The organism is Mycobacterium sp. JS623 (assembly GCF_000328565.1).
GTDB lineage: Bacteria > Actinomycetota > Actinomycetes > Mycobacteriales > Mycobacteriaceae > Mycobacterium.
The window spans coordinates 5802560-5829287 of record NC_019966.1; the positions used below are offsets into that span (position 1 = coordinate 5802560).

Sequence of the window (26728 nt, forward strand, 5' to 3'; positions counted from 1 at the left end):
CGGATCGAGTTGATAAAGCCCGGTAGACGTGCGCTAGAGTAATTGGAAACGGTTTTCATTTGTATTAGGAGCAGGCAATGCGCGCGATCAAGGCAGCGGTGGGTCTGACTTTGGGCACGGCACTGATCGCCGGTGCGGTCGGCTGCAGCCATGACAACAAGGCCGCGTCCAACCATCAACACGGAACGGCGTCGGTGGTGGCCTCGACGAACGTGTGGGGCAGCGTGGCCAGCGCCGTCGCCGGTGACCACGCGTCGGTCAAGTCGATCATCTCCAACCCCGCCGACGACCCGCACTCCTTCGAGGCCACCCCCTCCGACGCCGCCGCCATCACGGACGCGACGCTGGTCGTCTACAACGGCGGCGGCTACGACCACTGGGTCGACGACGTGCTGTCCGGCCACAAGGACGTGACGGCCGTCGACGCCTACTCGCTGCTGCCGGCTTCTGTTCCGCAGCCGGCGAATGAGCATGTGTTCTACGACCTGGAGACCGTCAAGTCAGTCGCCAATCAGATCGCCGACAAGCTGTCGCAGGCCGACGCCGAGCACGCCAACGACTACAAGGCCAACGCCGCCAAGTTCGCCGACCAGGCCGACACCATCGCCGCCGCGGAGCGGGCGATCGGAGCTGCGCATCCCGGAGCGACCGTGGTCGCGACCGAGCCCGTCGCGCACTACCTGCTGACCAATTCTGGAATCACCGACAAGACGCCCGAGGGCTTCACCAAGGCCATCGAAGGCGACAGTGATCCGTCGCCTGCCGACCTTGCCGCCATGCTCGACCTGATCAAGACGCGCCAGGTGTCGGCGCTGGTCTACAACACCCAAACCCAGACCGACGTCACGAAGCAGCTCGAGGACGCCGCCAACCAAGCCTCGGTGCCTGTCATCACAGTGACGGAGACGCTTCCCGCCGACACCGACTACCTGACCTGGCAGCGGCAGACCGTGGACCAGATGGCGAACCAGCTGGACAAGGCGCCGCAGGCGAACCGATAAGTTCTGTCTGTGGCTGCTGACGTCATCGCCGAACTGACCGGCGCCCGGCTGGCATTCGGCGACCGCGTGCTGTGGGACCACCTCGACCTGACCGTGCGCGCCGGTGAGTTCGTCGCCGTGCTTGGCCCCAACGGAACCGGTAAGACCTCGCTGCTCAAGGTGCTGCTCGGCCAAATGGCTTTGACCGCAGGCAAGGTAGCGGTCGCGCAGCAGCCGGTGCGTGCGGGCAGCGAACGCATTGGATACGTCCCGCAACACCGCTCGGTGGAGCGTGGGTTGTCGATGCGCGGGCAAGACCTCGTCGGGCTGGGTTACGACGGCCATCGTTGGGGCGTGGTCAGCCTGCGGCCCGGCGACCGCGCGGCCAAACATGTCGCCGTGCAGCGCGCGTTGAATCAAGTCAACGGCGTGCACCTGGCCGACATTCCGGTCGGCGTGATGTCTGGCGGTGAGCTCCAGCGGATCCGAATCGCGCAGGCATTGGCGAGCGATCCGGTGTTGTTGCTGTGCGACGAGCCGCTGCTCAACCTCGACCCGGCCAACGCCCGGCTGGCGTCCGCCCTGATCGATCAGCGCCGCCGCGAGGCCCACACCGCGGTGCTATTCGTCACGCACGAGGTGAATCCCGTTCTGCCATATGTGGATCGGGTGCTGTACCTGGTCGACGGACGGTTCCGCGTTGGCACCGTCGAGAAGGTGATGACCTCGGCGACGCTGTCGGAGCTCTATCGCGCCGACATCGAGGTGCTGAAGGTCGGTGCCCGTTACGTCGTGGTTGGCCAAGAGGATTACTCGGGTCATGCGAGCGGACATGGCCATGACTGAACGACTCACCGACATGTTGTCAAAGCTGTTCTCGTTCGACGTCACAGCGGATCTGCTTGGCCGCGATTTCGTTCAGCAGGCGCTGCTGGCCGCTGCGTTGCTCGCGCTGGTGTCCGGGTTGATCGGGCCGTTCATAGTGATGCGGCAGATGTCATTCGCTGTGCATGGATCCAGTGAATTGTCGCTCACCGGAGCGTCTTTCGCGCTGCTGGCCGGTTTCAACGTCGGGCTCGGTGCCTTGGTCGGGTGTGGGCTGGCCGCCATACTGTTCGGCATCCTCGGGCAGCGTGCGCGTGAACGGGACTCGGCCATCGGGGTCGTACTCGCCTTCGGGCTCGGCCTTGCGGTGTTGTTCATCCATCTGTATCCGGGCCGAACGGGCACCAGCTTCGCGCTGCTGACCGGTCAGATCGTCGGCGTCGGATATTCCGGGTTGGCACTGTTGAGCGTCATCGTGGTGCTCGTCGTCGCGGTGCTTGCGGTTTCCTACCGCCCGTTGTTGTTCGCAACGGTCGATCCGGAGGTGGCCGCGGGCCGGGGAGTTCCGGTGCGGGCGTTGGGCATTGTGTTCGCGGCGCTCGTCGGGGTGACCGCGGCACAAGGCGTGCAGATCGTCGGTGCGCTGCTGGTGATGTCGTTGTTGATCACTCCGGCCGCGGCCGCGGTGCGGGTGTTCGTCTCGCCGGTTGCGACGATCGTCGCGTCGGTGGTCTTCGCAGAGATCGCCGCCGTCGGGGGGATTGTGCTGTCGCTTGCGCCCGGTGTTCCGGTGTCAGTGTTCGTCACAACTATTTCGTTCGCAATCTTCTTGGTGTGCTGGGCGATCGGAAGTCGCGACCGGCAGCCTGCATCCGGCTAAGCTGTTGGTCACCTGGCACCGGGGGGCGACAGATGAGTGCTTTGACCACGTCACATTGGATTCCCGACGGCAGCGGTCCTGCGCTGCTCGAGGACGCAACTGTCGGCAGCCGGCTGCGTGAGATTGCCGCACAGGTGCCTGACCGGATCGCACTCATCGAGGGGCTGCCAACGCCGGACCGGCGTCAGTGGACCTATTCCCAACTGCTCGGCGATGCGGAACGCTGTGCGCGTTGGCTCCTGGATCACTTCGAGCCTGGCGAACACGTCGCGGTGTGGGCACACAACCTTCCGGAATGGGTGATCGTCGAATACGGCGCTGCGCTCGCCGGTTTTACCCTCGTAACGGTGAACCCGAGCCTGCAGGCCGCCGAGGCGAAATACATTCTCGGACAGTCCAAGGCTGCCGGATTGTTGCTGGTTCCCGAGGTCAGAGGCAATCCGCTGACCGGGCACATCGAGGTCATCCGGCCCGAACTGCCCGAGCTACGCCACGTCTTTCGGCTTGATCATCTCGACGAACTGACGGCCGGAGCATCCGACGTCGCGCTGCCGATAGTCGATACCGACAACCCCGCGCAGATTCAATACACAAGTGGCACAACTGGTTTCCCCAAAGGGGTCATGCTCCGCCACGGCGCGATCGTCAACAATGCCCGACTGTGGGGTGATCGGGTCGAAATACCCGACGGTGCCGGCATGCTCATCCCGATGCCGCTGTTCCACACGGCCGGGTGTGTGATGGGCGTACTTGGGGCGCTCGACCGCCGCGCGAAGGCCGTGCTGATGCCGCTTTTCGACCCGGGGCTTTTCCTGCAGCTGATCGAGCACGAAAAGCTCTGGTATGCGGGCGGCGTGCCGACGATGTTGATTGCGGCCATGGAGCACCCCGATGCGTCACGCCGCGACCTGTCGTCGTGGAAGTCGGCTGTAGCCGGAGGTACCCAAGTACCCGAGGCGCTGGTCCGACACGTTGAAGACACGTTTGGCGTCGACTTCACGATCATCTACGGCCAGACCGAGTGTTCGCCCGTCCTCACCCACACGTGTCCGTCTGACAGCGCCGAGGACAAGGGGTTGACTGTCGGGAAACCGCTGGCGCACACCGAGATCCGCATCGTCGACCCCACGACGCTGGAAACGGTGCCGATCGGCACGCCCGGCGAACTCTGGGCCCGCGGGTACTTCACCATGCTCGGCTACTTTGAAATGCCGGAGGCGACGGCCAAGGCGGTGACTCCTGACGGCTGGGTGCGCACAGGTGACCTCGGCGTGATGGACCATCGCGGATATTGCCGAATCGTCGGCCGGTGCAAGGACATGATCATCCGCGGCGGCGAGAATCTCTTCCCCGCCGAGATAGAAGAAATCCTCTACCGTCACCCCACCGTCGCCGAGGCCGCGGTTGTCGGCCTACCCGACGACCACTGGGGCGAAGTCGTCGGCGCATTCATCCGACCACACGATCCGACCGCACTACCCACAATCGCCGAGCTGCGTTCGCACATGCGAGCGCATATCTCGCCACAGAAGACACCGACGAAGTGGTACGCCGTCGATGGCTTCCGCCTCACCGGCTCCGGAAAGATCCAGAAGTTCGCGATCCGCGAGGCGTGGGAGAAGGGCGCTTATGACGGCCAGGAACTCGAGGGTTAGCCGGTCTCGACGGGATGCGTTGGGTCCGAACACCATTCGGACCATGACCCCGGATACAGTGCCGCGTCGACGCCGTTGGCGGCCAGCGCCGCAATAACCACCGATGCCGTGACGCCCGATCCGCAATAGGCCCCGACCGACCCATCGATAGCGGGCAGCCGGTCGAGCGCGAACGTGCCGGCCGGGGTCAGTAATCCTGTGCTCGGTACATTTCTGGCGCCAGGGATGTGGCCGGCAACGGGGTCGACGGGCTCTACTTCACCGCGGAATCGCTCGGGTGCCCGCGCATCGAGCAGGACGGCGGCTTTGGCCGCCTGCTCGGCGGTCAAGGTCGGCAGTGCGCCGGCGTACAAGTCGTCGTGCGGCACCGTCACGTCGCCGGGTTCCGGTGCCACGGCCCCGGTCTCGAAAGGCCCGCTCCACGCGCTCAGTCCGCCGTCGAGGATGCGCACATTCGGTACGCCCGCGGCCGTCAACACCCACCACGCCCTCGCCGAGCCTGCGCGGTTCCAGTCGTCGTAGACGACGACAGGCACTCCGTCGCGGATGCCCCACCGCCGGGCCGCGGCCTGGACACTGCGCCCCGAGGGCAGCGGATGACGCCCGCGCCCGCTCACACCGTGATCGGTCAGCTCATCCTCGAGCGACACGTAGACCGCCCCGGGCAGGTGGCCCTGCTCGTAGGCGGGCCGGCCGTCGGGCTCGGTCAACTGCCAGCGGACATCCAGAATCGTCAACGGCTCACCGACGCCCATCCGCTGGGCCAATTCGGTTGCGGTGATCAACACATCGTCGCGGCTCACCGCATCGATGGTGCCACCTATGCTGTCCCGCGTGAGCGAGCACGCCTTCAGCGCGACGGAGCGAACGGCCGTCTACCGCGCCATCGCCGAGCGGCGCGATATGCGCAGATTCGTGCCCGGCGCGGAAGTGCCTGAGGACGTGCTCGCCAGGCTGCTGCAGGCCGCACACGCCGCGCCCAGCGTCGGGCTGATGCAGCCGTGGCGGTTCATCAGGATCACCGACGCGGACCTGCGGGGGCGAATCCATGCACTCGTCGATGAGGAGCGGATGCGCACCGCCGAGGCGTTGGGGCGCCGCGGCGACCAATTCCTCACGCTCAAGGTCGAGGGCATCCTCGAATGCGCCGAACTGTTCGTCGTGGCGCTGGCCGACGGCCGTCAGGACCATGTGTTCGGTAGGCGCACCCTGCCGCAGATGGACTTGGCGTCGGTGTCCTGCGCGATCCAGAATCTGTGGCTGGCCGCACGCGCCGAAGGACTCGGATTGGGGTGGGTGTCGATCTTTGATCCCGTCCGGCTCGGCGCGCTGCTGGCGATGCCCGATGGTGCGGAGCCCGTCGCGATCCTGTGCCTGGGACCGGTGCCCAATTTTCCGCCCCGGCCGCAGCTGGAGATCGACCACTGGACGTTTGGTCGTCCCCTGAGCGAATTCGTTTCGGAGAACGGCTGGACCGCGCCCGCACCGGCATAGGCTGGCAGCCGTGGCTGAAGCGCTCCCCAGGGAAATAGACCTCAACGCCGATCTGGGCGAGAGCTTCGGGGTTTGGCGGCTCGGCGACGACGACGCGATGCTCGATGTGGTCACAAGCGCCAACGTGGCGTGCGGCTTTCACGCGGGGGATGCCACCACGCTCGCGCGAACCTGCCGGGCGGCCGCCGAACGCGGCGTGCGGATCGGCGCACAGGTCAGCTATCGCGACCTGGCCGGGTTCGGCCGCCGCTTCATCGACGCGGCGCCCGAGGACCTGACCTCCGACGTCATTTACCAGATCGGCGCGCTGCAGGCGCTCGCCCACGCCGCGGGCTCGACGGTCAGCTATGTCAAACCCCATGGCGCGCTGTACAACACGATTGTCACCAACCATGACCAAGCCCGTGCGGTCGCCCATGCTGTGCACGCCGTTGACCCCGGACTGCCTGTACTCGGATTGGCGGGCTCGGCGTTCTTAGCGGCGGCGCAGGAATTGGGGCTGCGCACGGTGCCCGAGGCGTTCGCCGACCGCGCGTATCGCTCTGACGGACAACTGGTTTCGCGGCGTCTGCCCAACGCCGTGCTGCATGACGTCGATGAAATCGCTGACCGGGTGGCCTCGATGGTGACCGCGGGCCGGGTGGCCGCCGCCGACGGGTCGATGATCCCGATCACGGTGGAATCCGTTTGCGTGCATGGTGATTCCCCCGGAGCAGTTCAGATTGCCAATGCCGTTCGCGATCGGCTCATCGCCGACGGCATCGAATTGAAGCCGTTTACTTAGTCTCGACGAACGGCAACAAGGCCATCTCGCGGGCGTTCTTGACCGCGATCGCGACCTGACGCTGCTGCTGCGGCGTCAGGCCCGTCACACGCCGCGACCGAATCTTGCCGCGCTCGGAAATGAAGGTGCGCAGCAGGTGCGTGTCCTTGTAATCGATTGTGGTGACGCCGAGTGCCTTGAGCGGATTCTTCTTCTGCCGCTTGAGCTCTGGCAGCGGCGGCCGTCGCATTCGGGACTTCTTGGCCATCAGCTACTCCAATAGCGCGTGAGTTCACCGATCAGGTGTGCCGGGAAGTCTACCCAAGCGCGATACTCACCGAGCGTGATTAGAAAATCGCCGGGGCATTGTGTGAACCGATGAGCGTCGTAGGCGCAGGCGAAGCAGATATGGGCAAGCTCGCCGTCGTGGCCCTGACACGAGAACTCGGTGACCATACCGCGACGCCACAATGCCTCGAGCAGATCCCGAATGCCCTCGTCGACCTCCACACCGTTCGAAGCACGCACCTGGCGGTGCGCGGTCGCTAGCCCCATCAGCGTTCCTCACGAAAGTCGACGTGGCACCGCGCGACGGGATCGTATTTGCGCACCACCAACCGGTCGGGATCGTTGCGCCGATTCTTTCGAGTGACGTAGGTATAGCCCGTACCCGCCGTCGATCGCAGCTTGCCAATGGGACGAATCTCGTTGCGGGCCATCAGATCTTCTCTCCACGCCGCCGCAGCCGGGCCACAACCGCCTCAATGCCGTCACGGTCGATGACCTTGATGCCCTTCGCGCTGACCCGCAGCTTGATGCGGCGCCCCTCAGACGGCAGGAAGTACGTCTTGTTCTGAATGTTGGGATTCCACCGCCTGCGGGTGCGTCGGTGTGAGTGCGAGACGGTGTTGCCGAAGCTAGGGCTTCGGCCGGTGACCTGACAATGCGCTGACATGCCCCTCATCGATCCTGTTAACGTTAATGAATATCGTTTTCAATAGTACAACAGGATGGATGCAAGCTGTGGCCGAGGGGTCGGTCGCGGCGGCTCCGCGAGCGCTAGTACGAGATGTCGACGATCCGGGACAACATGCCTGACTCCACGCTGCAACACCGTTCGTGACCAACATCGGGTCTATGTTGCACCGGCGCCCGGGTCGACGACGATGGCGTCAACGCTCAGTGCTTCGACACCGGTCGAGTCGTGGTGCGGGAGGATTCACCCTCGACTGTGTGGTCGGCCACGCGGGTGCGCCGACGAATCACTGCCCGCCCACCCCGTGCCGGCGCGGTTGCCACGCCGCGGCTGTGGCGCCGCTCGGCCGGCGCATCGGTTGGCTCGAAATGCAAGTCGCGCAATAGGACGCGTAAGGTGACGTCCATTTCCATATTGGCGAACGCGGCTCCAATACACCGATTCACACCGCCGCCGTAGGGCATGAACGCGACAGGTTTTGGGCCCGCCTCAAGGAATCTGTCTGGGTTGAACGACGCTGCATCGGCGAAGCTCTGCTCGGAGAGATGAGCCAAACGAATGCTGAAGATCAGAATGGTGTCCTCCGGTATAACCCACTCCCCCAGTCGCATTCGCGTCTTAGTGCGCCGCGCCAAGCCGTCGATCACCGGGCGGGTGCGCTGAACTTCTGAGATCGTCGCCTGTCTTAGCTCGGATCCGCCGGCGTCAACTTCGTCGGCGAGGCGGGCCAGCAGCCGGGGATGGCGACACAGCCGCTCCACCGCCCAGGACAGTTCAGAAGCGGTCGTCTCGTGGCCGGCAGTCACCATGGTGAGTAATTCGTCGGCGATGTGTCCATCTGGAATGGGGTCACCGTTGTCGTAACGCGCCTGCAGCAGCAGCGCAAGCACATCCTCGCGCTTGTCGAGTGCACGGTCGGCGCGAGCCTCCGCAATCAGGGAGTCGATGACAGCGTCGATCTGACGGCGGTAGACCGAGAAACGACCGCCCGGGCTCCACCGACCAAAGTCGCGTTGCGCAATCCGCGGAAGCAGCATCAGACGGCCGCCAACCGCGAGTGCGGGTGGCAGCAGGACGCGCAGTTGGTCCAGCGCGGGCCCTCCGGCGCCGAAGACGGCGCGCAGGATCGCGCCGAGCGTGATGCGTTGCATCGGCTCCAGCGTTCTGAATTCGCGGCCCTGCGGCCAGGTGGCGATTTCCCGCAAGACCTCTTCTTCGACGACTTCCTCGTATCTGTCCACCCGCTTGCCGTTGAAGGGTGGAAACACCACCCTGCGCCGTTCGACGAGCTGCTCACCAGTGAGGCTGAAGGTCGAACCGGGACCGAAGAATTCGCCGAGGATCGTGGGGCGCTCCACCAGTTCTCCGGACGTGCCGAAAAGATCCTTGACCAACGCCGGATCGCTGATGACGACCGTCTGGCCGAACACCGGCAAGTTGAGCGTGACCGCACTGCCGTACCGTCGGCTCAGGGCGGCGAACATTCCGTGCGTCGCAGCCACAAACGCGACGCCTTGGATTACCTTCGGCAACCGCAGCGTCGGCGGAAGTCGTACCGGATCTCTTGTCTGTGTTGCCACGTCGACCCACTCATTCCTTGACGAAGTGATACATGCGATACGAGATCTTCCCGCGCTGCATGTCGCGATACATTCTCGAACCTGGTACACCGGCGAACAGTCGGCCGAACGGCCGCAACACCGACGGCAGGCAGCGGCCGATCAGGTCCAAAGACCGCTGCTCGTTCCGTTCCATTCCGCGCAGCACTTCGGCATTGATCTCTCTTTCCGCAAGCATCAGCAACGGGGCGTCGAAAATTGCCGCCTCCCACGCGTGAAACTCCTCGCGGACGCGCAGATCGGCATAGAGGAACTGCCCTCCCGGCCGCAGCACGCGGGCTACCTCGGCGAGGAAGCGGGAAAACCGCGGATATGCGTGCGAAGCTTCGACGTTGATCACCACGTCGTACGAGTCGTCCGGGAACGGCAACGCTTCGGCGTCGCCATGGACAAATTCGAGTCCGGGCAAGTCGTGCCTCTTCCGGCAATATGCGATGCCATCCGGGTTGAAGTCCAGCGCCGTATACGAGGCCGGTTGCAAGCTGCGCACCAGATACGACGCTCCACCCCCGTGGCCACAGCTGACCTCCAGTACCCGCGTGCCGCTGATGTCGACCTGAGTCGCCGTGCGGTGATAGAGCTGAATCCAGAAGCGGTTCGGTTCATCTGACGCTCCTAGAGGCAAACCCATGGGCGGATCCTCTTCGTAGCCCAGATTCAAAAAGAGCACGTCCTCGGGCTTCAGTCGGCGGGTCACGAAGGGGTACCAGTACTTGCCCAAGAACTTCTTGTAAAGCGGTGTGGTGCCGATGCGGTTGATCGCGTCCGTACGGGCGGTTGCAGCCATCCGGCGAGTATCCCGGGCACGGCCGTCCGACGTTGCGCTTCCAGCAGGCTTGCGATCGCGCTTTACCCGGTCAAACATGTTGCATCCCAATCGTTATAGGCCCAAAGGTCCTTGCAGTAGTCGATCCCACATCCGGTCACTTACAAGATTTCGCACCAGTACGGAGGCCTTTCCGGACAGGCCGACGATATAGCGGGGCTTTGGGTGTTTGGCGTCGACCGCACGCGCCACAGCGCGCGCCACCGTATCGGGCTTGATCGACACCACGGGCATCTGGGCCATCGAGCCGGTGAGCTCCGCGTAACGCCGTTTGAACTCGCCATACGGATCGTTAACGTCACTCAAGCGAGTAGCGGTCAGCTGAGCGTCGGCGAATTTCGTTCGCACGCCGGTCGGCTCGATCAGTACCACCCGAACACCGAACTGCTTCACTTCGGCCCGTAAGGCAAGTGAAAGCGCCTCGATGCCGTATTTGCTGATGTGGTACGCCCCCGCACAAGGAGTCGTAAATCTTCCGCCGGTACTACCGATGTTGACTATCGTTCCCGCTCGCCGGGCGCGCATGCCGGGCAAGACCGCCTGCGAGAGGTGCAGCACGGCAACCACATTCGTCTCTAATACGCTCCGCAGATCGCTCAACGCGGCCTGCTCGAGTGGGCTCGCGAACCCGAGCCCGGCGTTGTTGACCAAAACATCAACACCGCCGTGCTCGGTATCGATTTCTTCGACAAGTCGGCAGACGGCGCCTTCATCGGTGACATCGAGGGGACGCACCTGCAACCCATGTGACTTGAGGTCAGCGAGAGCCTCGAGATTTCGACCCGTTGCGAAGACCTGATACCCGCTGCGTTGAAGTCGGCGACAGGTGGCATTACCGATGCCACCAGTCGCCCCGGTCACCAGAGCAATCGGCTTGGCGTTCATCGGATCAGGACTGCGGGTTTGCTTCATAGGGCTTGAGTTTCCAGCCACCCGTGGATCCTGTTGGCAACGGCGGCCCATCCCGGTTCGAGCATCATGTCATGTCCCATGTGGGGGAAGAACTCTGCTCGACTGCGATATGCGCGCGCCGTTGCGAGAACTTCTCTGCGTGTGACTGCGCCATCGTCGCCGGCCCCTAAGACCAACAGCTTCGTGGTCACGCGTTTGGGCCGCGGGAGAACGAACAGGCCGTCGACGCCGGCGCGCGCGCTGGCTTCTTGGAGTCGCGCGGCATACGCGAGGACATGTGCGTCCGGTGTGTGCGCACAGAAGAATCTCTCGCGGGCCAATTCCGGGGTGTTGACACAGGACAGCGACTTCCCGGTGATTATCATCTTCGCGAAATGCCATGGGTGCCTTTTCATCCAGCGGACGGCTGATCCGAGGTACCCGTTGGGAGGCATCGACGCCATCAGAACAGCCGCGGGAGCCTCGTGTGACTCCAAATACTTCTGCACGATGAGGCCGCCCATGGAATGGCCGATCACCACCGGCCTACTTGGCAGGCTGTCTGCAACGCAGCTGACGTCGTTGACGAAGTCTGCGATCGAACAAGCACGCAGAGGCCTCGGGGCCGAGCTGCTTCCGTGGCCGCGAAGGCTCAGAGCCACAGCGTGATAACCCTTGCTGGAGAAGAAGTCGAGGAAGTGCTCATTCCAGCACCACGCGGCATGCCAGGCCCCGTGAACGAAGAGCAAGGGCGCAGGGTGGGATGTGCTCACACTCCCCTTGCCGACTACTTCGAGCAAGGTGCGTTCGGGTTGGGTGGCGGTGTCACGCAATCGCATAGTCACTTAACGGGAATCGATCCTGTTCTGCCACGGCACTACGTACCGAGGTCGGCCGAAAGAGCGGTGCTTCCCCCGTAGGGCTGAACCAGTAGGACCGTGATGTCGCACAGTTGCCGAGGCGAAAGACCGAGCTTTCGAGGAGTCGGGTCATCCGATCATGGAATCGAGTGTTCGCCTGTTCGGTGACTTCGAAGGTGCGGCCTCCCCGCCTCTGCACTTCACTGAACAGACGGTTCATGTGTCTCATCTCATATTCCACTGTGTTGAACCACGACAGCCCCACCCATGCGTAGGGGCCAGCTAGCGTCAAGAAGTTCGGGAAGCCTGGCACCGCGACGCCCTGGTAAGCCTGGAACGTGTTTTCGCGCCACCACTTCCCGAGATTGCGTCCATGGCGTCCGATCACCTCAATTGCCGGCAGGTTGGCGTCCCAGACGTCGAAACCCGTTGCAAGAACCAGCGTGTCGATGACCTTTTTCGTACCACTGATATTCACGATGCCGTCTGGCTCGATGGCCGCGATACCCGCGGTTTCCAAGTGCACATGCGGCTTGGTGAACGTGTGGTAGTAAGTGTTCGACATAGTTGGTCGCTTGCAACCGAAGTCATAGTCTGGATTGAGCTTGTCGCGTAACTGCCTGTCGCGGACCGTGACAAACCGAAGGAGCGTCGCGATCTGGCCGGCGATGACGTTGACCTTCTTGAAGTAGCGGAATTTCCACATAGTGAGCACCATCATGAATTCCATAGACGTGTCGGTGCACCACTTCACGATGCGCTGGGCAAGCGGTACCCGGGCAAAGAGTCGTTGCACAGCGGGCAGAAAGACGACGTCGATCTTCGGCATCACCCATGTCGGAGTGCGCTGATAGACAATCAGCTCCGAAGCTCGTTTCGCCAACTCAGGGACGACCTGCACGGCGGTGGAACCCGTTCCGATGATTGCCACCCGCTTCCCCGTAAATTGATATGTTTCATCCCATTTGGCTGTGTGGATGATCCGGCCGGTGAACGTATCGATACCCGGAATGTCCGGATTGCGGGGCTGGCAGAGAAATCCTGTTGCAGCGATCAAGAAGCGGGCGGTCAATGTTTGACCGCCGTTGATCTCCACCTGCCAGAGTTCGTCCGCATCGTTCCACCGCGCGCCGTCCACCACGGTGTCGAACCGCATAAACCGGCGTACGTGGTACTTGTCGGCCACGTGATCGGCGTAGCGCTTCAGTTCTGATCCCGGCGCATAGAGCCGAGACCAATACGGGTTCGGCTCAAACCAGTAGGAGTAGGTGGTCGAGGGGACGTCTACGGTGAGGCCGGGGTACCGGTTGACATACCAAGTGCCACCCAAATCGTCCTCGCGCTCGAGGATCACGATGTTGGTATAGCCCAACCGGTTGAGTTGGATCGCCGCTCCGATTCCACCGAAACCGGCTCCCACTATTGCCGCGTCGAACTGAGGAGTCGTCATGGGCACAGCCGTCCTCTAGTTGGCTTGGTGGTCAACGCCACCGCGCTTCTCGGTGCCGGCGGAGGTCGGGCTGTCCTTCGCGTCGCCGGATTGGCCACTGGCGCCCTTCAGCACACCCGTGACGGACGAAATAGTTGAATTGACAACAGACATCACGGAATTCACGGCCCCGGACAGCCCTCTGGGCGTATCAAGGCCGCCGACTCGATGCGGTTGAACCTTATTGCCGTCGACAGTTCGGTCGGCCGACGTCGTTGGTTTGGGATTTTCCGCGGGCTCACCTTCGGTGGGATCTAGCTCGCCAGTCGGTTGAGGATCCGTCGTCGTCGACGCTGAGTCGAGAGTAACCTCGGTGCCGGTAGAATCGTCATGTCCGCCCGACGCGCCGGTCGCCGGTTTCAGGTTCGCAACCATCGCCTTCGTGCCATCCAGCGCACCGCTCGTTGGCGACGCCGCCTTCTGAGATACGTTGTCCGATAGCGGTGTTGCAGTGGACGCGATCTGCGGTTCGACGGCGCTCGACGCAGCGCCGAAGCCCAGCAGCCGTACGATATCGGACAGCAGTGCGGGGCCGTCGTAGGCGCCCAGCAGTCCACTGTGCCCGGCGATGATCGGAAGTACGGGATTGATGAGGTTGAGCGCCGCATTGATCGCGGCCGTTGTGCCGGGGTCGAACTTGAAAGCTGCTAATTCCGGTTGCAGCAGTGCTATGGCGGAGTCGATTTGCTCTTGCGTCGGGCCGTTGGCCGTTCCGTTCGCCGTGTCCGTCAGCCATTGCTCTATAAGGGGATTCCCCGGCGATCCGGCGAGAATGCTCTTGACGATCCCCTCGGTCGTCAGTGAGGCAGGCAAAGCGCACTCGCCGGGGCAGAGAGGGCTCCCAGGGACAAACGGATTGAAATCGATGACGAGGCCGGCCAGGACAGCCGCGAGGGTCTGGCTGATCTCGGATGCGGATGCGAGTTTGATGCCGTCAGCGGGGTCCGGAGGTGTCGCGGTCAGGCTATTGAAAAAATTCATCCACGGCGCCAGCGGATTCAGCGTGAAGGTGGTTCCGGACCAGGGCATCAACGGTTCGCCGTTGGGACCGGGAATCGTGCCTTCGAAACCGTATCCGCTTTGGACCGGGCCAGCGGGATCGACGATGTCACCGAAGGTGTACCCGGCCATAAGTTGCGAGAGGGGTACCTGGAAGAAGTTGTTGAGGAGCGGGAAGGGATAGCCCAGCAATATCGCTGCGCTCCAAATGGTCTTGTCGATTGCCGTGATCCCGGTGATCGGCTGCAACGGAACGAGCGGCGGGCATGTCAGTGCGCCGCATGCGGCATTCACTGGTAGCTCGGCGGCAGCCAGCATGGATAGCTGATGGCCGGCGGGCCCGGACAACGCCGGGAACGGCACCAGTAAGTCAATGACCGACTGGTAGTGCCCTGGGTCCGCGGGGTCCGATCCCCAGATGTTCGTCGAGCTACCGACGAACCAATTGCCGGTGAACAACAAGGCCCGCGCCAACTCGTCGAAAGCCTGCACCTCGTTGTAAGGAACATTTGCGAGTGCATAGATGAGATTGATCGGAATGTTTGCGATGGAGGACGAGTCCGCGGTTAGCCGTATGTTTGCGTTGGCGACCCGCATCTCCTGTGATGCCTTGGCCGGAAGACCGGTGACCACGGTTGCCCCCACGAGTGCCACCACACCCGTTGTCGCGCAGAAGCGCTGCACTTTTCGGTGCGAGAGGCTTTCGCTGGGGGCCTGACGACGACGCTTGTTCCTATACCGGCGATCACCACTGACAGGACGATGCCGACCCCGGTGTTTCGGTCGTCCGACCGCATGCCTGGCGCCCCTCGGTTCTGGGGTCTGAAATATGACTTCAGGCCCGAATCCTTCTGCACCGCATTGTGGTGTGGCTAAGCTTGGCGACAATTTGCGGTTCATCACAATCCTTTCGTCATAAAACAGTTGCGGCCCAGTGAAAGTCGCGCGATTGATGTACTCCTGCGGCCGCCGCCCTCCGAGAGATAGACGATTCCAGCAACAGGGGCATGGGTAGGGCAAACTGCGGCCACTGATGGAGGATGCTTGGTCGCAGCGTCGCGGGTCAGCTGAAACTCTGCCAGCCTCACTGCGTTTGGCAATGACCATCCGGCTGTCGGCCTCATGAGTCCTCCCAAGCGCGGTTGCCGTACGCATCGAGGTGTGTCACCTGTTGCACCGGTCTGCGGCTTGTCGGCCCGTAATTGCCGCGTGGCCACCCAAGGGGCACGATGCAGCAAGGAGTAACGGACAGCGGCAGTTTGAGGATTCTGCGGGCCGGTCCTTGGCGCCACAGCGGTAGGGTGATCAGCGAGGCACCTAACCCCATGGCCCGAGCGGCGAGCAGGAGGTTCTGCACGCTGGGATAGATCGAACCCCAGTATCCCGACAGTGCCGCATGGGGCATGAGCGCGAACGGCACACGTCCCTCACGGAGGCTGAGGTGCAGGCAGGCGACTACGAGCACCGGGACCTCGGCGAAATGGTCGACTTGCCACTGCACGGCCCGCGCGATCTTCGCCATCGACTCGTCGCGGGCCGCGACCCGGCGCAGGACCATGCCGTAATACACCAGCCAGGCCCGCCGGTAACGCCTCGCCAGCTTTTCTTTTACCCGACGGTCCTTCACGACGATGAATTCCCAATTCTGTCCGTTCGCACCGGTCGGGGCGCGCAGCGCCAACTCGATGCACTTCAGCACCACGGCATCGTCGACAGGATCGGGCAGCACACGTCGTAGTGCCCGCTGAGTCATCATCGTTTCCAGGAGCGGCATATCCAGCCGGGCCAGTGCCTCGGCAGTAGTCGGGACGGCCCCGGGTGCACCGCCCGCAACCGGCGTGTACTTCACGGTTTCGGTCATGTGTTTCTCCTATGCCGTGCCCGTGCCCGAGGTGTGTCCTCCAACCACTCGGTGGTGAAGCGTTGGACTTCAGCGATCCCGTCCGCGAACTGGCGTGCGACGTAACCTTCGATGGTTCCGCCGACTAACGGAATCTTGAACACCGCCGTCGCAGTGAATTTCAAAAGTGTGCCGTTCTGCGTCGGAGTCAGTAACGCGTCGCCGCGGCCCGACCCCAGCGCGCCGGGCGCGGTGACGCTGATCGATCCCCGCACCAGGTCGCCGATCGGCCTCCAAGACTCATATCTCAGCACGGTGAGGTCACCTGGATAAACTTTCGCAATCAATCCAGGCATCGCGCCATGGCGTAGGTCTTGCTTGGTGGATACGGTGATCGCACCGTCGGGATCCACGCGGAAGGACTCCAGCGTTGTGCCGCCGCCGAAGGCTGCCAGCCTTGCCAGCCAATACTTTTCATCGGCCAGCGTCGAGTGGACACGTTGCACGCTGGCGGGCAACTCGAACGACACCTCGAACGTATGGGGCATAGCGAAGCGCCCTCCCTACCTGGCCTATTTTTTGACGAACAAGCGGTCCGCGAGCGCATTGGCGAACGAGCGGGTCTCCTCCAGCTGCTCCGGCTGGACATTTGTCCTGGGAATGCGAACACCCATGTATCTGTCGCGGTACTCACCCGATCCCAGATAGCTGGTCAACGAAAGCATTGAACGGAGCTGTCCGCCCGGGTATTCGAAATGAATTCCGTCAACGTAGCGGCCACCCTGCTGCTCTCCCAGCTGCCGGACGGTCTCCAGGTTCTCGCGCCAGTACCGCCGGCACACCACGAACACCGCAAACGGCTTGCCGGAGAGCAGCATTCCTGCTTCGTCGGTCTGCAAGAAAGAGCGCATTGGCATGTTTGTGGTCCGCCACCAGGTCGGTGATCCGATACATACGAGGTCGTAGTCTCGTTTGTTAACCTCTTCGGGTGTTCGGATCTCCGCGGTTGTACCGCGCATCTGCGCAGGCAGCACGCTCAGCATATCGGGCCACACGTGCCGCATCGGGAAACGCGAAAACCGTTGTGCGAAACGTGGATCAGTAAACTCAATCCGAGCTTCGTGTACCTCACACCCGCGGTCAGCGAACGCGCTTCCCGCACTGTTGAGTACCTTTTGTGATTGCCCGGTGTACGTGTAGTAGACCAGCAATACTTGCGGAGACCGCGCCGGGGATCCACGATCGCCGGCCACTTCGCTCCCCCCGGCGAGCTGTTGATCAAGTTCCGATGACATCACTACCTTCCTTCGTCGCCATCGACATTCGTGCCGGTTCTTCGTCGCGGGCGGCGCTCGCGCACTAACCTCGGTCAGGTGACTGACAAGGTTTCCGTTGATCTCAGCGGGGCAGCTCAAACCATGCTCACGACGCTGTACCTCAAGGCGCTGGACGCTGGATTTGATCGCCCCGTTCTGGGTGACTCGTACGCGAAGGAGGCAATCAGCCGCATTGATTACGACTGGCGAGAGATCGGAATCACCGGTCGGTGGGCGCCTCTGGTCACCGTCCGCTCTGCGCAGTACGACATCTGGGCGTCCCAGTTCATCGCAGTTCACCAGGGCGTCACCGTTGTGCATCTCGGTTGCGGCCTGGACAGCAGGGTCTTTCGGCTGGATCCCGGTCCTGATGTCGAGTGGTATGACGTCGACTATCCGGCGGTCATCGCGTTGCGCGAGAAGATCTACCAATCGCGGCCCCGGTATCACCTGATCGCCGCCTCTGCCACCGATCCGTCCTGGCTCAGCGGAATTCCTTCGCACCGCCCGGTGCTTCTGCTCGCGGAAGGCATAAGCATGTACTTGACGGAGCGCGATGGTGTCGCGCTCCTGCGACGCATTGTCGACCACTTTTCGTGCGGGGAAATGCAAATCGACTTCTACAACAGCTTCGGGATCAGGACTCAGAAGGCGCACACGTTGGTGCGCCGGTCCGGTTCGACGCTGTACTGGGCGGTGAACTCGCCGCAGGACATCCTGGCGCGTGTTCCCGGTGTCCGATTGCTGATAGCGGTCCCGTTCTTCGAAGCAGGTACGTTCAACCGGGCATCGGCTGCATTCCGGTTCGCCAAGTGGGTGGTGCGCGCGGTACCGCCTCTGTACAGGACGCTGCAATACCATCGCTATGCGTTCGGAAACGTTGAGCCACAGCATGATCAAGCCGTTCTCGACCGCTGATAGTCCAGCGCGGCAGCACGCAGGATCTGAAGCACAGAATCAACGGATTTTTGCGGCTCAGGCGCGTAGGTGTGATGCTCGACAGCCAGCTGCTCGCCGAAGATTCCGACCGAATACATGTCGACGACTGACGACGCGCGATAGATGTCCGTTCGCCAATCCTCCACGTGCACATCAGGAGGTGTGCGTAGGCCCGGTGTCCGGCCGAGGTTCGTGGACGACACGACATCGGGCAGCCCACGCTGACCTTCGTCGTACTGCGGTTTGAAGTGAAGCATCGATTGCTGCACCACACCGTCGGACATGTCGGCCGCAAACTGGGCCGCGACGTCGCGCGCGAGGCCGACGAGCGTCGTGTCCGGCCGGACCGCCGCGAGATAGGTGGCCATTCCCAACGGGTTGGTTGCGCCCATCGCGGACACCTGGGGTTTGAGCAGCATTCGCAGATCCACGACGTAGACGTAGGGCACCGGTATGGCAGGCGTTCCGCGTAATCGCCACTCGGCCAACAGGATCGCGGCCGAGACCAGCGGGTTGAGGAACAACCGATGGGCCCGCGCGAACTCCATCAGCGCAGTCGTCTCGTGCTGGCTCAACCGCCCGCGCGCGGCGGGGGCCGCCACCGGTTTCTCCGGGTCGATGGCCGGTGCCGCGCGGCGCGGAGGGGGTAATTCGTAGGCGAACATCGCCGGCATGAATCGCTCGAGACCCGACCGTGCGATCTTGCGAATGCCTCTCTGTTCCAGCACGGTCTCCAGCGATTCGGGGGCGGGCTGCACGCTTATCGACGCGGTGGTCCCGCCGCCGCATACCACATCCGTGTAGCGCGACAAGAGCTCGAACAGCAGACCAGCCGCGTGATGACCGTCGGCGATGCTGTGGTGGACATAGAGCGTCAATTCGCTCCGTCCTCCGGTGTGCTTCACCATCAGATTGATCAGCGCCACAGCGGGGTTGAGCGAGATGGCCGGCGCGTTCCTGCTGTCGTCGTCGATTACCAATATGCCGGGATGCAGGAAGTCATCAGCGACGATCTGATGCCGGCCATCAGCGTCCTTCTCGAGGTGACCGGCGAGTACCGGATGACAATCGAGGAGCGCGTCGAAAGCCGCCGACATTGCCTCACCATCGAGTTGACCACTGAGCGCTAGCGTGATCGCACCGAACGTCATACTTTGCGCGTACCATTCTTCGCTCGGCGCAAGTTTTCGGATTACCGACGTTGAGAACATCATTCAGACTTCCCCACTGGTCATTCGCGTGTGCTCGCTCGTCGGTATCCGACCGCCATCGGTACCGCGCAGGCGGCTGCGATGCCTGCCGCCCACAGCAGCATTTCCACGGTCGGCGCCAGTACCGGACCACCGAGTGACGCTCCGCGCATCGCCTCGATGGCGCAACTGACGGGTTGGTGTTCGACGGCCGGCTGTATCCACCGGGGGAACTGGTCGCGTGGCACGAAACCGGTACTGAAAAACATCAGCACTGCCCAAATGCCCTCCGTGAGTTCGATCATCACCGCGTTGGCCGCGTACAACGCTAGCGTGATGACGAAGACCGAGAATGCCACCCCCAATGCAGCCGGGATGACAAGCCATGCAACATATCCCGAGAACCCCTGACGAAAGCGCAACCCCAGCAGCAGCGCAACGCAAAGGACGACCCCGGTGGTCACCACGATCCTGACCGCATCGGCCGCCAGTCTCGACAACAGGCCCGCTGCCCGGTGCACGGGTAACACCCAGAGGCGGGACAGCAGGCCCTCTGTGCGTTCACTCATCAGACTGATTCCCGTGACCATCGCTCCGGTCATGGCACCGACCATCGCCGCCAGCGGAGCGGTGCCGTAAAGGGCGCTGTGCCCGGTGACCTGTGAAATACCATCGCCCAGAACGATGTTCAAGGTCACGAGCAGGGCAAGAGGCATCACTAACGACTCGATTACCGTCGCCGCATCGCGGCTCCACCTGCGGAGTATTCGACTGGTAAGCAGCCAGGTGTGCTGCACGAGGGAACGCGGTGAATTCTCGCGAAACCGTCGCATGCGATGGCGACCCGAGGCGCCGGGGGGGAGCCACCAGTCGCGTCGCGCGCCGTCGAAGCCGTTCCGGGCCGAACGCGCGATATCGTGCACCAATACGGCCATCATCGCCGCCTCATGGAAACCCGGCGATGCATGAGGATCAGGATCACCATCAATCCGATCACCCAAGCCAGCGCTGAGCCGAGCACCCACCACGTCACCTCGCCCGCCGCGGCCGTGCTATCGCCGGCCAGCGGCCTCAGAGCGTAGATGAACTGGGATACCGGTTGATTCCTGACGAAAGGCTGTATCCATTCCGGAAACCGTTCCACCGGTTGAATCCCAGCCGAGAGAAGCCCGAAGATCACTTGCGGCACAAGCAACAAGGGCGCGGTGGCCTCCGGATTCTCACTCGCAGCGCCGATCAGGTCGCCGAGGAACGACAGCACCGCCCCGATCAGCAAGACCAAAAGGCAGAAGGACACGGTGTATACGGCGCCGCCGTGGAACCGGAAGCCGATTACGTGGCCGCAGATCAGCGATATGGCCAATGCGATGACGCAGCGGTACATGCTGACTGACATACGTGACGCCAGCGGCGTCAGCGCGCCGATCGGCATCGCCTTGAACCGGCGGTTTATCCCCTGCACCGAGTCGTTCGCCGACCGGAAAGCCGCCGATATGGCGGCGAACGACACCGCCTGCAGCACGATCAACGGCGTCAGGTACTGCGCATAGCTACTCATCCCCTCGTCAAAGGCGCCCATGAGGTTCTTGAGCGGGATGTAGAAGCCGGCCGTGAAGAAGATGGAATTGGTGAATTGAGTGAGCAACTCCCCGTCTCGCACTGTCGGCCTGATCAGCCGAACCGACAACACCCACCACTGCTGAGCGGTGGAAGTCGTCGGTCGGGCCGCCGACTGGAGGTCTGAGGTGATAGTCACGAAAGCATCACCGCTTCACCGCGTTTCGCGGGCGTCCCACCGTTGCTTTCGGTTGTCAGCGCGAGGAATACCTCGTCAAGTGATGGCCGCCGCAGAGCGATGTCGAGCAACTCGATGTTGGCGGCGCCGAGCTGGCGCAGCACCTGCACGAGAGTGTTCGGCCCTTCGGGTGCGGGCATCGCAATACGGTCGGATGCAGGCGTCAGCGCGGACCGGGCATTCGTGGGCAATAAGGGGCCGAGCGCCTCGGCCATCGCGGGCACATCCTTCAAATCGCGCGGGACGATCTCGCAGTAGGTCGCTCCCGTACGCTCTTTGAGTTCATCGGCAGTTCCCTCCGCAATGATCGTGCCGTGATCGATCACGATGATGCGGTCACTGAGCACGTCGGCCTCCTCGAGGTACTGCGTAGTCAGCAACGTGGCGACGCCGGCCTGTTTGAAGTCAGAGACCAGGTCCCAAATGCTTTGCCTGCTACGAGGGTCCAGTCCTGTTGTGGGTTCATCGAGGAACACCACTTCGGGACGGATCACGAGTCCGCACGCGATGTCGATCCGCCGGCGCATCCCGCCGGAATACGTGCTGACGCGGCGGTCGGCTGCGTCGGACAGCTCGAAGTGGTCGAGCAGATCCTTCGCCCGCGCCCGTGCCTCCGATTTCACCAAGCCTTGCAATCGGCCGAACATCACGATGTTCTCTCTACCGGTCAGCATGTCGTCAATGGCGACGTGCTGCCCGGTCAGCATGATTGACCGGCGCACTCCTGCGGGATCGGACACGACGTCATGGCCGGCGACCTCCGCATAGCCGTGATCCGGCCGCGTCAGCGTCGACAGAATGTCCACTGTTGTCGTCTTGCCTGCCCCATTGGGTCCGAGCAACCCGAGCACTTCGCCGCGACCGACATCAAAACTGATGTCGTCAAGGGCGACAACGGAGCCAAACGTCTTTCGGATCCCGTCGACGACGACCGCCTTACGGTGTTGAGCCATCACGTTCTCCTATGCCGCTGGTGGCCGACGACAAGTCGACTAAGGCCAATCCGACACTGCCGGTCTCGAATTCGGTTCCGGCGAACGCCTCCTGGACCAGTTCCGTCAGGGCGATCGGCAGGCCGTCTGCTAGCGACTGCGTCATGGCCGGTTCAACTCGCCGGGTGTCATACCACCAGTCCAGATGTAGCGCGCCGGCGAAGCGGTAGACGCGCAGTTCGATCGCATGGCCCAAGCCCGGGATGGCTTCCCGCACCGGCATTGCCGTGTCGCCGTCGAATTGCACCGGAGCATCGGTGGATGAAACGTGCGGCAGCTCCGGAATCGTGCCGACGTACGAGAAGAGAATGTCCGAGCGCCCAATACCGCCCAGCATCCGTGCGGTCGGGGCGTACATGTATCTCAACAGCCCGTAACCGATTCCGTAGTGCGGGACCGCTTTCAGCGTGTCGTGCACCTTGTCCAAAATCTCGCTCGCGGTGACGTCCTGACTGTTCCTGCAGGGTAGATCGATCGGGTAAATGGTTGTGAACCAGCCGATGGTGCGGTGTACGCCAACGTCGGGTTTGAGGACCGATCGACCCTGTCCCTCGAGGTCCACGGTGATGGATCCATCACCAACAGCGGCCGCAATCACTCGGCCTAATGCGCTTAGCAGGATGGCGTCGATTGGTACGCGCAATTCCCGCCGGGCAGCGTCAATCTCCGTTGTCTGTGACCAGGTGAGCGTGGTTGAAAGTCGCGCTAAGTCGTCGACTTCCGGTTGGCAGGACGCCGAATCGGCTATGTGCAGCGTGGCTTTGGCGGAATTGTTCAGCCAGTAGTCGCGGCTTCCGACGACGGCGGGATGCGTGGCGAGCCCGGCGCAGCGTTGTGACCATTCCCGCCATGGTGTGGTGACCGGTGGCAGTGCAATTATTTTGCCCGACAACAGCTGGTCGAAGGCCGTGAATATGTCGGCGAACAGTATGTCGCGGGACACGTTGTCGTTCACCATGCCGTGCAGGCTCATCGCTAGACAACACGGTGCGCCCGCCACCCCCCGGATGAACATGGCGCGCAACGGTGCACTGCACAGGTCCTCTGTGCGGATCTGGTCCATGAGAATGCCGAGCACCGCGTCCCTTTCCTCGACACTGCCCGCTGTGAGGCCAGCGGCAAGGGAGTGGGTGGTCAGTTCGGAGAAGTGCTGTGGATCGGCGACATGCTGCTCCGACGTTCCTGCTCGCTGAGTGATCCGCAGGCGCAGCGCATCGTGATGGTTCGTCACAGCGGTGAGCACGGCGCGGACATCCTCCGCCTGGATGTCGGGGCGCAATCGGAGGATCAGCGGCACGCGCCACCGGCCCGCCTCCCGCAGCCCGTGCTCGAGGAAGTACGAGATGTTCGGCGGAGCAGGCGGATGCAGCACATCCGTTGTCGACTGACGAGCCAGGCCCGCCGCGTACCGAGCGGCCAAGCTCTCGGCGAGCGCGGCGACTGTCTGGTTCTCATAGAGGTCCTGCGGCGTGATGTCGAGTCCGTCGTTGGCGGCGTTCATCGCGACGCTGATCGCGATGAGTGAGTCGCCGCCGACCTCGAAGAAATTGGAGTTGCGGTTGATCGAGTCGACGCCGAGGCACCGCGACCAAATCTCCTGTAGGACAGCCTCTATCTGCGAGCCGTCGTTGGTTGTACGGGTATTCGGCTCAGATCCACCCGACCGCGTCATCATTGCACGATTCGTCACGGGCGTACCCGCCGTCCCGTCGACGCTGGCCTTGTGATCAACCCAATGCCGTTGTCGCTCGAAGGGATAACCGGGAAGCGAGATCCGGTGCGGCTGACTGTCTCCCAACCCGGCCGTCCAATCGACTTCGATGCCCGCTGACCAAAGCTGCCCGAGGCCGAGCAGGAATGTGTCGTGATCGTTGCGGTTCTGGGCATGATGGCGCATCAGCCGTACGGCGCGGTGCTCGTTTGACCACTTCGGGTGTCGGATCGCGGAGCCGGTCAGACTGCCGCCAGGACCGACCTCGACCACCACGCGAGCCGGATCGGCGAGCAGCGCGTCGAGCTCGTCGGAAAATCGGACAGTCGTTCGTATCTGGCGTGCCCAGTTAGCTGGGCTCGTCGCGTCGGCGGCCGACATCCATGTTCCGGTGACGTTCGAGAGCAGCGGAATCCGCGGTTCGCACAAGGTCATCCGTGACAAGAACCCTCTGAACTCGTCGATGACAGGCTCCATCAGCCTGGAATGGAAGGCATGCGATGTGCGGACGCGACGAGTGACGATGCCGTGTCGGGCCAGGCGCCGTGAAAACTCGCCGATGTCTTCGTCAGAGCCGGCAACGACACAGCTGTGCGGGTCGTTGACCGTGGCAAGGTCGACGGCATCGGTCAGGTGCTCGGTGGCCGCCTCGGGGCTCAATGGCACCGCCACCATGACGCCACGAGGTGCGGCTTGCATCAGCTGGGCGCGCACCGACACCGCCTTGATCGCCATCGGCAGATCGAAGACTCCGGCGACGGTGGCTGCCACATACTCACCGATACTGTGTCCGGCGAGGGCCGTCGGGCGAACGCCGTAGGACTCGACCAGCAGGGCCAGCGCATACTCGACTGCGAAGAGCGCGGGCTGGGCGTGGTCCGTGCGGTCCAGGTCCCGTCCCGCCGCGTCGAAGACCATTCCGCGAAGGTCGATTCCCATCTCCTCGGCGAACCCGGCCGCGCATCGATCGAAGTGCTCGGCGAACACCGGCTCGGTCTCGTAGAGCCCTTGCGCCATCCCGACGTGTTGCGCCCCCTGGCCGGGGAAGATGAACGCCACTGAACTCGAACCCGGCTCGTGGTGGGGCGCTTCGCCGATGAACACGTTGTCGTGTTCATCGGCGGCCAGCACTGCCGCCGCATCCTGTTGATCCTTGACCACTGCCGCCAGTCGGATATCCGCCGCACGGCGGTTGGCAAGAGTGAACGCGACATCAGGCAAGTTGAGCTCAGTGTCGGCGTCCGATAATTCGGCATGTATCGCCGACCTGAATTGCTGCAAAGATTCGGCCGTCCGCGCTGACAGCAGGAGGACCCGCGGACCGTTCTGCACGGCAGGCGCCGGCACCGGGGGTGCCTCTTCCAGCACGATGTGCGCATTGGTGCCACCGACGCCGAATGAGCTGACCCCCGCACGGCGAACGCCGCCGCATTCCCATGCGCTGTGCTCGCTTCGTACGACAAACATGCCGCGGTCAAGCCGCAGTTCAGGATTCGGACTCGTGTAGTGCAGTGTCCCCGGCAAAGCCTTGTGCTCGAGACAAAGGATCGTCTTCATCAGGCCCGCAATCCCGGACGCGACCTCGAGGTGCCCGATGTTCGACTTGACCGAACCGATCACGCACGGCCCCGGTCGGGTTGCGGTGGATAGGTCGAACGCCTGGCGCAGCCCTTCGATCTCGATTGGGTCGCCCAAAGGCGTTCCGGTTCCGTGAGTTTCGACATAGCTGATCGTTGACGCGTCGACGTCCGCCACCGCATGCGCCTCAGCGATTACTTCTGCCTGGCCGACGGCGTTTGGCGCCGCATAGGTCATCTTCGTCGACCCGTCGTTGTTGATTGCCGATCCTCTGATGACGGCGTGGATGCGGTCCCCGTCTTCGAGGGCGCGCGTCAACGGCTTGAGCACCACGACGGCGACGCCGCTGCCGAAGACCGTGCCGTCCGCCCTCACGTCGAAAGGCCGGCAATGCCCGCTCCGCGACACCATCGAGCCCGGATCATGCCAGTAGCCGACGCGGTGGGGCACGCGGATCGACGCGGCGCCGGCAAGGGCCATGTCACTCTCACCGCTCGAGATGCTTTGGCAGGCAAGGTGTACCGCGACCAGTGACGATGAGCATGCCGTCTGGACCGAGAGTGCCGGACCCCGCAGATCGAACTGGTGCGACACCCGAGTCGCCAGATAATCCTTGTCGTTCTGCATCGACAGGTTGATCATGTCGAAGGTAGCGCCCTGCCCGATGATCCGATTCGGGTCGTGGTGCGACATCAGGTTGTGCAGCAGATATCCGCTGGCAGAGCTCGTTCCGTACACCCCAATCGACCCGTCAAACTGCGCCGGGTCGCAACCGGCGTCTTCCAGGGCATGCCATGCACACTGCAGAAACAGGCGGTGTTGCGGATCCATCATTCGGGCGGCTTGCGGCGTAAAACCGAAGAACTCCGCGTCGAACTCGGCAACGCCGTCTAGGAGTGCCGCGCGCCGCACATACGCCGGGTTGGCGAGGGCGGTATCGGGTACGCCGGCCGCGATGAGCTCGTCTTCCGCCAGCGTCACGATCGACTCCTCGCCGCGGCGCAAATTACGCCAGAACGCCGATACCGAGTCGGCGCCGGGGAATCTGCCCGCGATACCGGTGATGGCGATCGCGTTGGGCGGCAGCGATTCCGGGCCCGATGACATCCG

26 protein-coding genes are annotated in these 26728 nt (G+C 63.1%); 7 read left to right on the forward strand and 19 right to left on the reverse strand.

Translation table 11 applies throughout. The annotated features are described in order from the left end of the window. Positions 1–77: 77 nt before the first annotated feature. The 4 genes from MYCSM_RS28225 to MYCSM_RS28240 are packed head-to-tail and all read left to right on the forward strand — an operon-like array spanning position 78 to position 4340. On the forward strand, positions 78–1001 hold the full coding sequence (locus MYCSM_RS28225; RefSeq protein WP_015309594.1) for a metal ABC transporter solute-binding protein, Zn/Mn family: 924 nt from the start codon (positions 78–80) through the stop codon (positions 999–1001). Positions 1002–1010: 9 nt separating this feature from the next. Next, a complete protein-coding gene (locus tag MYCSM_RS28230; RefSeq protein WP_015309595.1) occupies positions 1011–1826 on the forward strand; it encodes a metal ABC transporter ATP-binding protein in 816 nt (271 codons plus the stop codon). After that, positions 1819–2685 carry a metal ABC transporter permease gene (locus MYCSM_RS28235; protein WP_041312792.1) on the forward strand — a complete coding sequence of 289 codons (867 nt, stop codon included), beginning with the start codon at positions 1819–1821 and terminating at the stop codon, positions 2683–2685. The genes MYCSM_RS28230 and MYCSM_RS28235 overlap by 8 nt, the downstream gene beginning before the upstream one ends. Positions 2686–2717: 32 nt before the next feature. Next, entirely contained in the window at positions 2718–4340 is a 1623-nt protein-coding gene (locus MYCSM_RS28240) for an AMP-binding protein (protein WP_015309597.1), read from the forward strand. Here MYCSM_RS28240 and MYCSM_RS28245 read toward each other — a convergent pair. Next, on the reverse strand, positions 4337–5143 hold the full coding sequence (locus tag MYCSM_RS28245; RefSeq protein ID WP_157681413.1) for a sulfurtransferase: 807 nt from the start codon (positions 5141–5143) through the stop codon (positions 4337–4339). The genes MYCSM_RS28240 and MYCSM_RS28245 overlap by 4 nt on opposite strands. 19 nt (positions 5144–5162) lie before the next feature. On the opposite strand from MYCSM_RS28245, the gene bluB reads away from it, so the two are divergent. Together bluB and MYCSM_RS28255 are read left to right on the forward strand one after the other, a co-directional pair. Beyond that, positions 5163–5834: a 5,6-dimethylbenzimidazole synthase gene (gene bluB, locus MYCSM_RS28250; RefSeq protein ID WP_015309599.1), complete on the forward strand. Its 672-nt coding sequence runs from the start codon at positions 5163–5165 to the stop codon at positions 5832–5834. A 10-nt stretch (positions 5835–5844) separates the two neighbouring features. Further along, positions 5845–6618 (forward strand): LamB/YcsF family protein, encoded by a 774-nt coding sequence (locus MYCSM_RS28255; protein WP_015309600.1) that lies wholly within the window; start codon positions 5845–5847, stop codon positions 6616–6618. Here MYCSM_RS28255 and rpsR read toward each other — a convergent pair. From rpsR to MYCSM_RS28320, 13 genes are all read right to left on the reverse strand, one after another. Then, complete coding sequence (gene rpsR, locus MYCSM_RS28260; RefSeq protein WP_015309601.1) at positions 6611–6865, reverse strand: 30S ribosomal protein S18; 255 nt, start codon at positions 6863–6865, stop codon at positions 6611–6613. The genes MYCSM_RS28255 and rpsR overlap by 8 nt on opposite strands. Continuing rightward, complete coding sequence (locus MYCSM_RS28265; protein ID WP_015309602.1) at positions 6865–7152, reverse strand: hypothetical protein; 288 nt, start codon at positions 7150–7152, stop codon at positions 6865–6867. The genes rpsR and MYCSM_RS28265 overlap by 1 nt, the downstream gene beginning before the upstream one ends. Then, on the reverse strand, positions 7152–7316 hold the full coding sequence (gene rpmG, locus MYCSM_RS28270; protein WP_015309603.1) for a 50S ribosomal protein L33: 165 nt from the start codon (positions 7314–7316) through the stop codon (positions 7152–7154). The genes MYCSM_RS28265 and rpmG overlap by 1 nt, the downstream gene beginning before the upstream one ends. Then, the gene (gene rpmB / locus MYCSM_RS28275; RefSeq protein ID WP_015309604.1) at positions 7316–7552 is read right to left on the reverse strand and encodes a 50S ribosomal protein L28; all 237 of its coding nucleotides are present in this window, start codon (positions 7550–7552) and stop codon (positions 7316–7318) included. The genes rpmG and rpmB overlap by 1 nt, the downstream gene beginning before the upstream one ends. Positions 7553–7776: 224 nt before the next feature. Then, a complete protein-coding gene (locus MYCSM_RS28280) occupies positions 7777–9153 on the reverse strand; it encodes a cytochrome P450 (RefSeq protein ID WP_015309605.1) in 1377 nt (458 codons plus the stop codon). 10 nt (positions 9154–9163) lie between these two features. Beyond that, positions 9164–9979, reverse strand: coding sequence for a phthiotriol/phenolphthiotriol dimycocerosates methyltransferase (locus MYCSM_RS28285; protein ID WP_041312794.1), 816 nt, complete (start codon positions 9977–9979; stop codon positions 9164–9166). 93 nt (positions 9980–10072) lie between these two features. Then, positions 10073–10903, reverse strand: coding sequence for an SDR family NAD(P)-dependent oxidoreductase (locus tag MYCSM_RS28290; protein WP_041315176.1), 831 nt, complete (start codon positions 10901–10903; stop codon positions 10073–10075). A 23-nt stretch (positions 10904–10926) separates the two neighbouring features. Next, complete coding sequence (locus tag MYCSM_RS28295; protein ID WP_015309608.1) at positions 10927–11748, reverse strand: alpha/beta hydrolase; 822 nt, start codon at positions 11746–11748, stop codon at positions 10927–10929. Beyond that, positions 11735–13219, reverse strand: coding sequence for a flavin-containing monooxygenase (locus MYCSM_RS28300; RefSeq protein ID WP_015309609.1), 1485 nt, complete (start codon positions 13217–13219; stop codon positions 11735–11737). Before MYCSM_RS28300 ends, MYCSM_RS28295 begins: the two co-directional genes overlap by 14 nt. 15 nt (positions 13220–13234) lie before the next feature. Further along, complete coding sequence (locus tag MYCSM_RS35385) at positions 13235–15412, reverse strand: hypothetical protein (protein WP_157681414.1); 2178 nt, start codon at positions 15410–15412, stop codon at positions 13235–13237. Next, entirely contained in the window at positions 15378–16118 is a 741-nt protein-coding gene (locus tag MYCSM_RS28310) for a nitroreductase family protein (protein WP_015309612.1), read from the reverse strand. The genes MYCSM_RS35385 and MYCSM_RS28310 overlap by 35 nt, the downstream gene beginning before the upstream one ends. Further along, positions 16115–16645, reverse strand: a complete 531-nt coding sequence (locus MYCSM_RS28315) for a DUF2505 domain-containing protein (protein WP_015309613.1) — start codon at positions 16643–16645, stop codon at positions 16115–16117. The genes MYCSM_RS28310 and MYCSM_RS28315 overlap by 4 nt, the downstream gene beginning before the upstream one ends. A 24-nt stretch (positions 16646–16669) precedes the next feature. Beyond that, on the reverse strand, positions 16670–17392 hold the full coding sequence (locus MYCSM_RS28320; protein ID WP_232425685.1) for a flavodoxin family protein: 723 nt from the start codon (positions 17390–17392) through the stop codon (positions 16670–16672). A 78-nt stretch (positions 17393–17470) separates the two neighbouring features. On the opposite strand from MYCSM_RS28320, the gene MYCSM_RS28325 reads away from it, so the two are divergent. Further along, entirely contained in the window at positions 17471–18331 is an 861-nt protein-coding gene (locus MYCSM_RS28325) for a class I SAM-dependent methyltransferase (RefSeq protein WP_015309615.1), read from the forward strand. Here MYCSM_RS28325 and MYCSM_RS28330 read toward each other — a convergent pair. The 5 genes from MYCSM_RS28330 to MYCSM_RS28350 all read right to left on the reverse strand — a co-directional run bounded on the left by MYCSM_RS28330 (position 18310) and on the right by MYCSM_RS28350 (position 26725). Continuing rightward, on the reverse strand, positions 18310–19566 hold the full coding sequence (locus MYCSM_RS28330) for a phthiocerol/phthiodiolone dimycocerosyl transferase family protein (protein ID WP_015309616.1): 1257 nt from the start codon (positions 19564–19566) through the stop codon (positions 18310–18312). The two genes, MYCSM_RS28325 and MYCSM_RS28330, sit on opposite strands and share 22 nt — an antisense overlap. A gap of 17 nt (positions 19567–19583) precedes the next feature. Next, a complete protein-coding gene (locus MYCSM_RS28335; protein WP_041315190.1) occupies positions 19584–20375 on the reverse strand; it encodes an ABC transporter permease in 792 nt (263 codons plus the stop codon). A gap of 101 nt (positions 20376–20476) precedes the next feature. After that, positions 20477–21298, reverse strand: coding sequence for an ABC transporter permease (locus MYCSM_RS28340; RefSeq protein WP_015309618.1), 822 nt, complete (start codon positions 21296–21298; stop codon positions 20477–20479). After that, positions 21295–22290 carry an ATP-binding cassette domain-containing protein gene (locus MYCSM_RS28345; RefSeq protein WP_015309619.1) on the reverse strand — a complete coding sequence of 332 codons (996 nt, stop codon included), beginning with the start codon at positions 22288–22290 and terminating at the stop codon, positions 21295–21297. The genes MYCSM_RS28340 and MYCSM_RS28345 overlap by 4 nt, the downstream gene beginning before the upstream one ends. Next, positions 22274–26725: a type I polyketide synthase gene (locus MYCSM_RS28350; protein ID WP_041312796.1), complete on the reverse strand. Its 4452-nt coding sequence runs from the start codon at positions 26723–26725 to the stop codon at positions 22274–22276. The genes MYCSM_RS28345 and MYCSM_RS28350 overlap by 17 nt, the downstream gene beginning before the upstream one ends. Positions 26726–26728: the final 3 nt, after the last annotated feature.

What these genes read in the sequence shown, in the direction of transcription:
- MYCSM_RS28315 (WP_015309613.1), bottom strand. Translation starts at nt 16,645, where the DNA reads ATGCCCCATACGTTCGAGGTGTCGTTCGAGTTGCCCGCCAGCGTGCAA.
- MYCSM_RS28310 (WP_015309612.1), bottom strand. Translation starts at nt 16,118, where the DNA reads ATGACCGAAACCGTGAAGTACACGCCGGTTGCGGGCGGTGCACCCGGG.
- bluB (WP_015309599.1), top strand. Translation starts at nt 5,163, where the DNA reads ATGCTGTCCCGCGTGAGCGAGCACGCCTTCAGCGCGACGGAGCGAACG.
- MYCSM_RS28330 (WP_015309616.1), bottom strand. Translation starts at nt 19,566, where the DNA reads ATGATGTTCTCAACGTCGGTAATCCGAAAACTTGCGCCGAGCGAAGAA.
- MYCSM_RS28335 (WP_041315190.1), bottom strand. Translation starts at nt 20,375, where the DNA reads ATGCGACGGTTTCGCGAGAATTCACCGCGTTCCCTCGTGCAGCACACC.
- MYCSM_RS28290 (WP_041315176.1), bottom strand. Translation starts at nt 10,903, where the DNA reads ATGAACGCCAAGCCGATTGCTCTGGTGACCGGGGCGACTGGTGGCATC.
- rpmG (WP_015309603.1), bottom strand. Translation starts at nt 7,316, where the DNA reads ATGGCCCGCAACGAGATTCGTCCCATTGGCAAGCTGCGATCGACGGCG.
- MYCSM_RS28350 (WP_041312796.1), bottom strand. Translation starts at nt 26,725, where the DNA reads ATGTCATCGGGCCCGGAATCGCTGCCGCCCAACGCGATCGCCATCACC.
- MYCSM_RS28285 (WP_041312794.1), bottom strand. Translation starts at nt 9,979, where the DNA reads ATGGCTGCAACCGCCCGTACGGACGCGATCAACCGCATCGGCACCACA.
- MYCSM_RS28240 (WP_015309597.1), top strand. Translation starts at nt 2,718, where the DNA reads ATGAGTGCTTTGACCACGTCACATTGGATTCCCGACGGCAGCGGTCCT.
- MYCSM_RS28265 (WP_015309602.1), bottom strand. Translation starts at nt 7,152, where the DNA reads ATGGGGCTAGCGACCGCGCACCGCCAGGTGCGTGCTTCGAACGGTGTG.
- MYCSM_RS28300 (WP_015309609.1), bottom strand. Translation starts at nt 13,219, where the DNA reads ATGACGACTCCTCAGTTCGACGCGGCAATAGTGGGAGCCGGTTTCGGT.
- rpmB (WP_015309604.1), bottom strand. Translation starts at nt 7,552, where the DNA reads ATGTCAGCGCATTGTCAGGTCACCGGCCGAAGCCCTAGCTTCGGCAAC.
- MYCSM_RS28345 (WP_015309619.1), bottom strand. Translation starts at nt 22,290, where the DNA reads ATGGCTCAACACCGTAAGGCGGTCGTCGTCGACGGGATCCGAAAGACG.
- MYCSM_RS35385 (WP_157681414.1), bottom strand. Translation starts at nt 15,412, where the DNA reads ATGCGTACGGCAACCGCGCTTGGGAGGACTCATGAGGCCGACAGCCGG.
- MYCSM_RS28235 (WP_041312792.1), top strand. Translation starts at nt 1,819, where the DNA reads ATGACTGAACGACTCACCGACATGTTGTCAAAGCTGTTCTCGTTCGAC.
- MYCSM_RS28225 (WP_015309594.1), top strand. Translation starts at nt 78, where the DNA reads ATGCGCGCGATCAAGGCAGCGGTGGGTCTGACTTTGGGCACGGCACTG.
- rpsR (WP_015309601.1), bottom strand. Translation starts at nt 6,865, where the DNA reads ATGGCCAAGAAGTCCCGAATGCGACGGCCGCCGCTGCCAGAGCTCAAG.
- MYCSM_RS28320 (WP_232425685.1), bottom strand. Translation starts at nt 17,392, where the DNA reads ATGTCATCGGAACTTGATCAACAGCTCGCCGGGGGGAGCGAAGTGGCC.
- MYCSM_RS28295 (WP_015309608.1), bottom strand. Translation starts at nt 11,748, where the DNA reads ATGCGATTGCGTGACACCGCCACCCAACCCGAACGCACCTTGCTCGAA.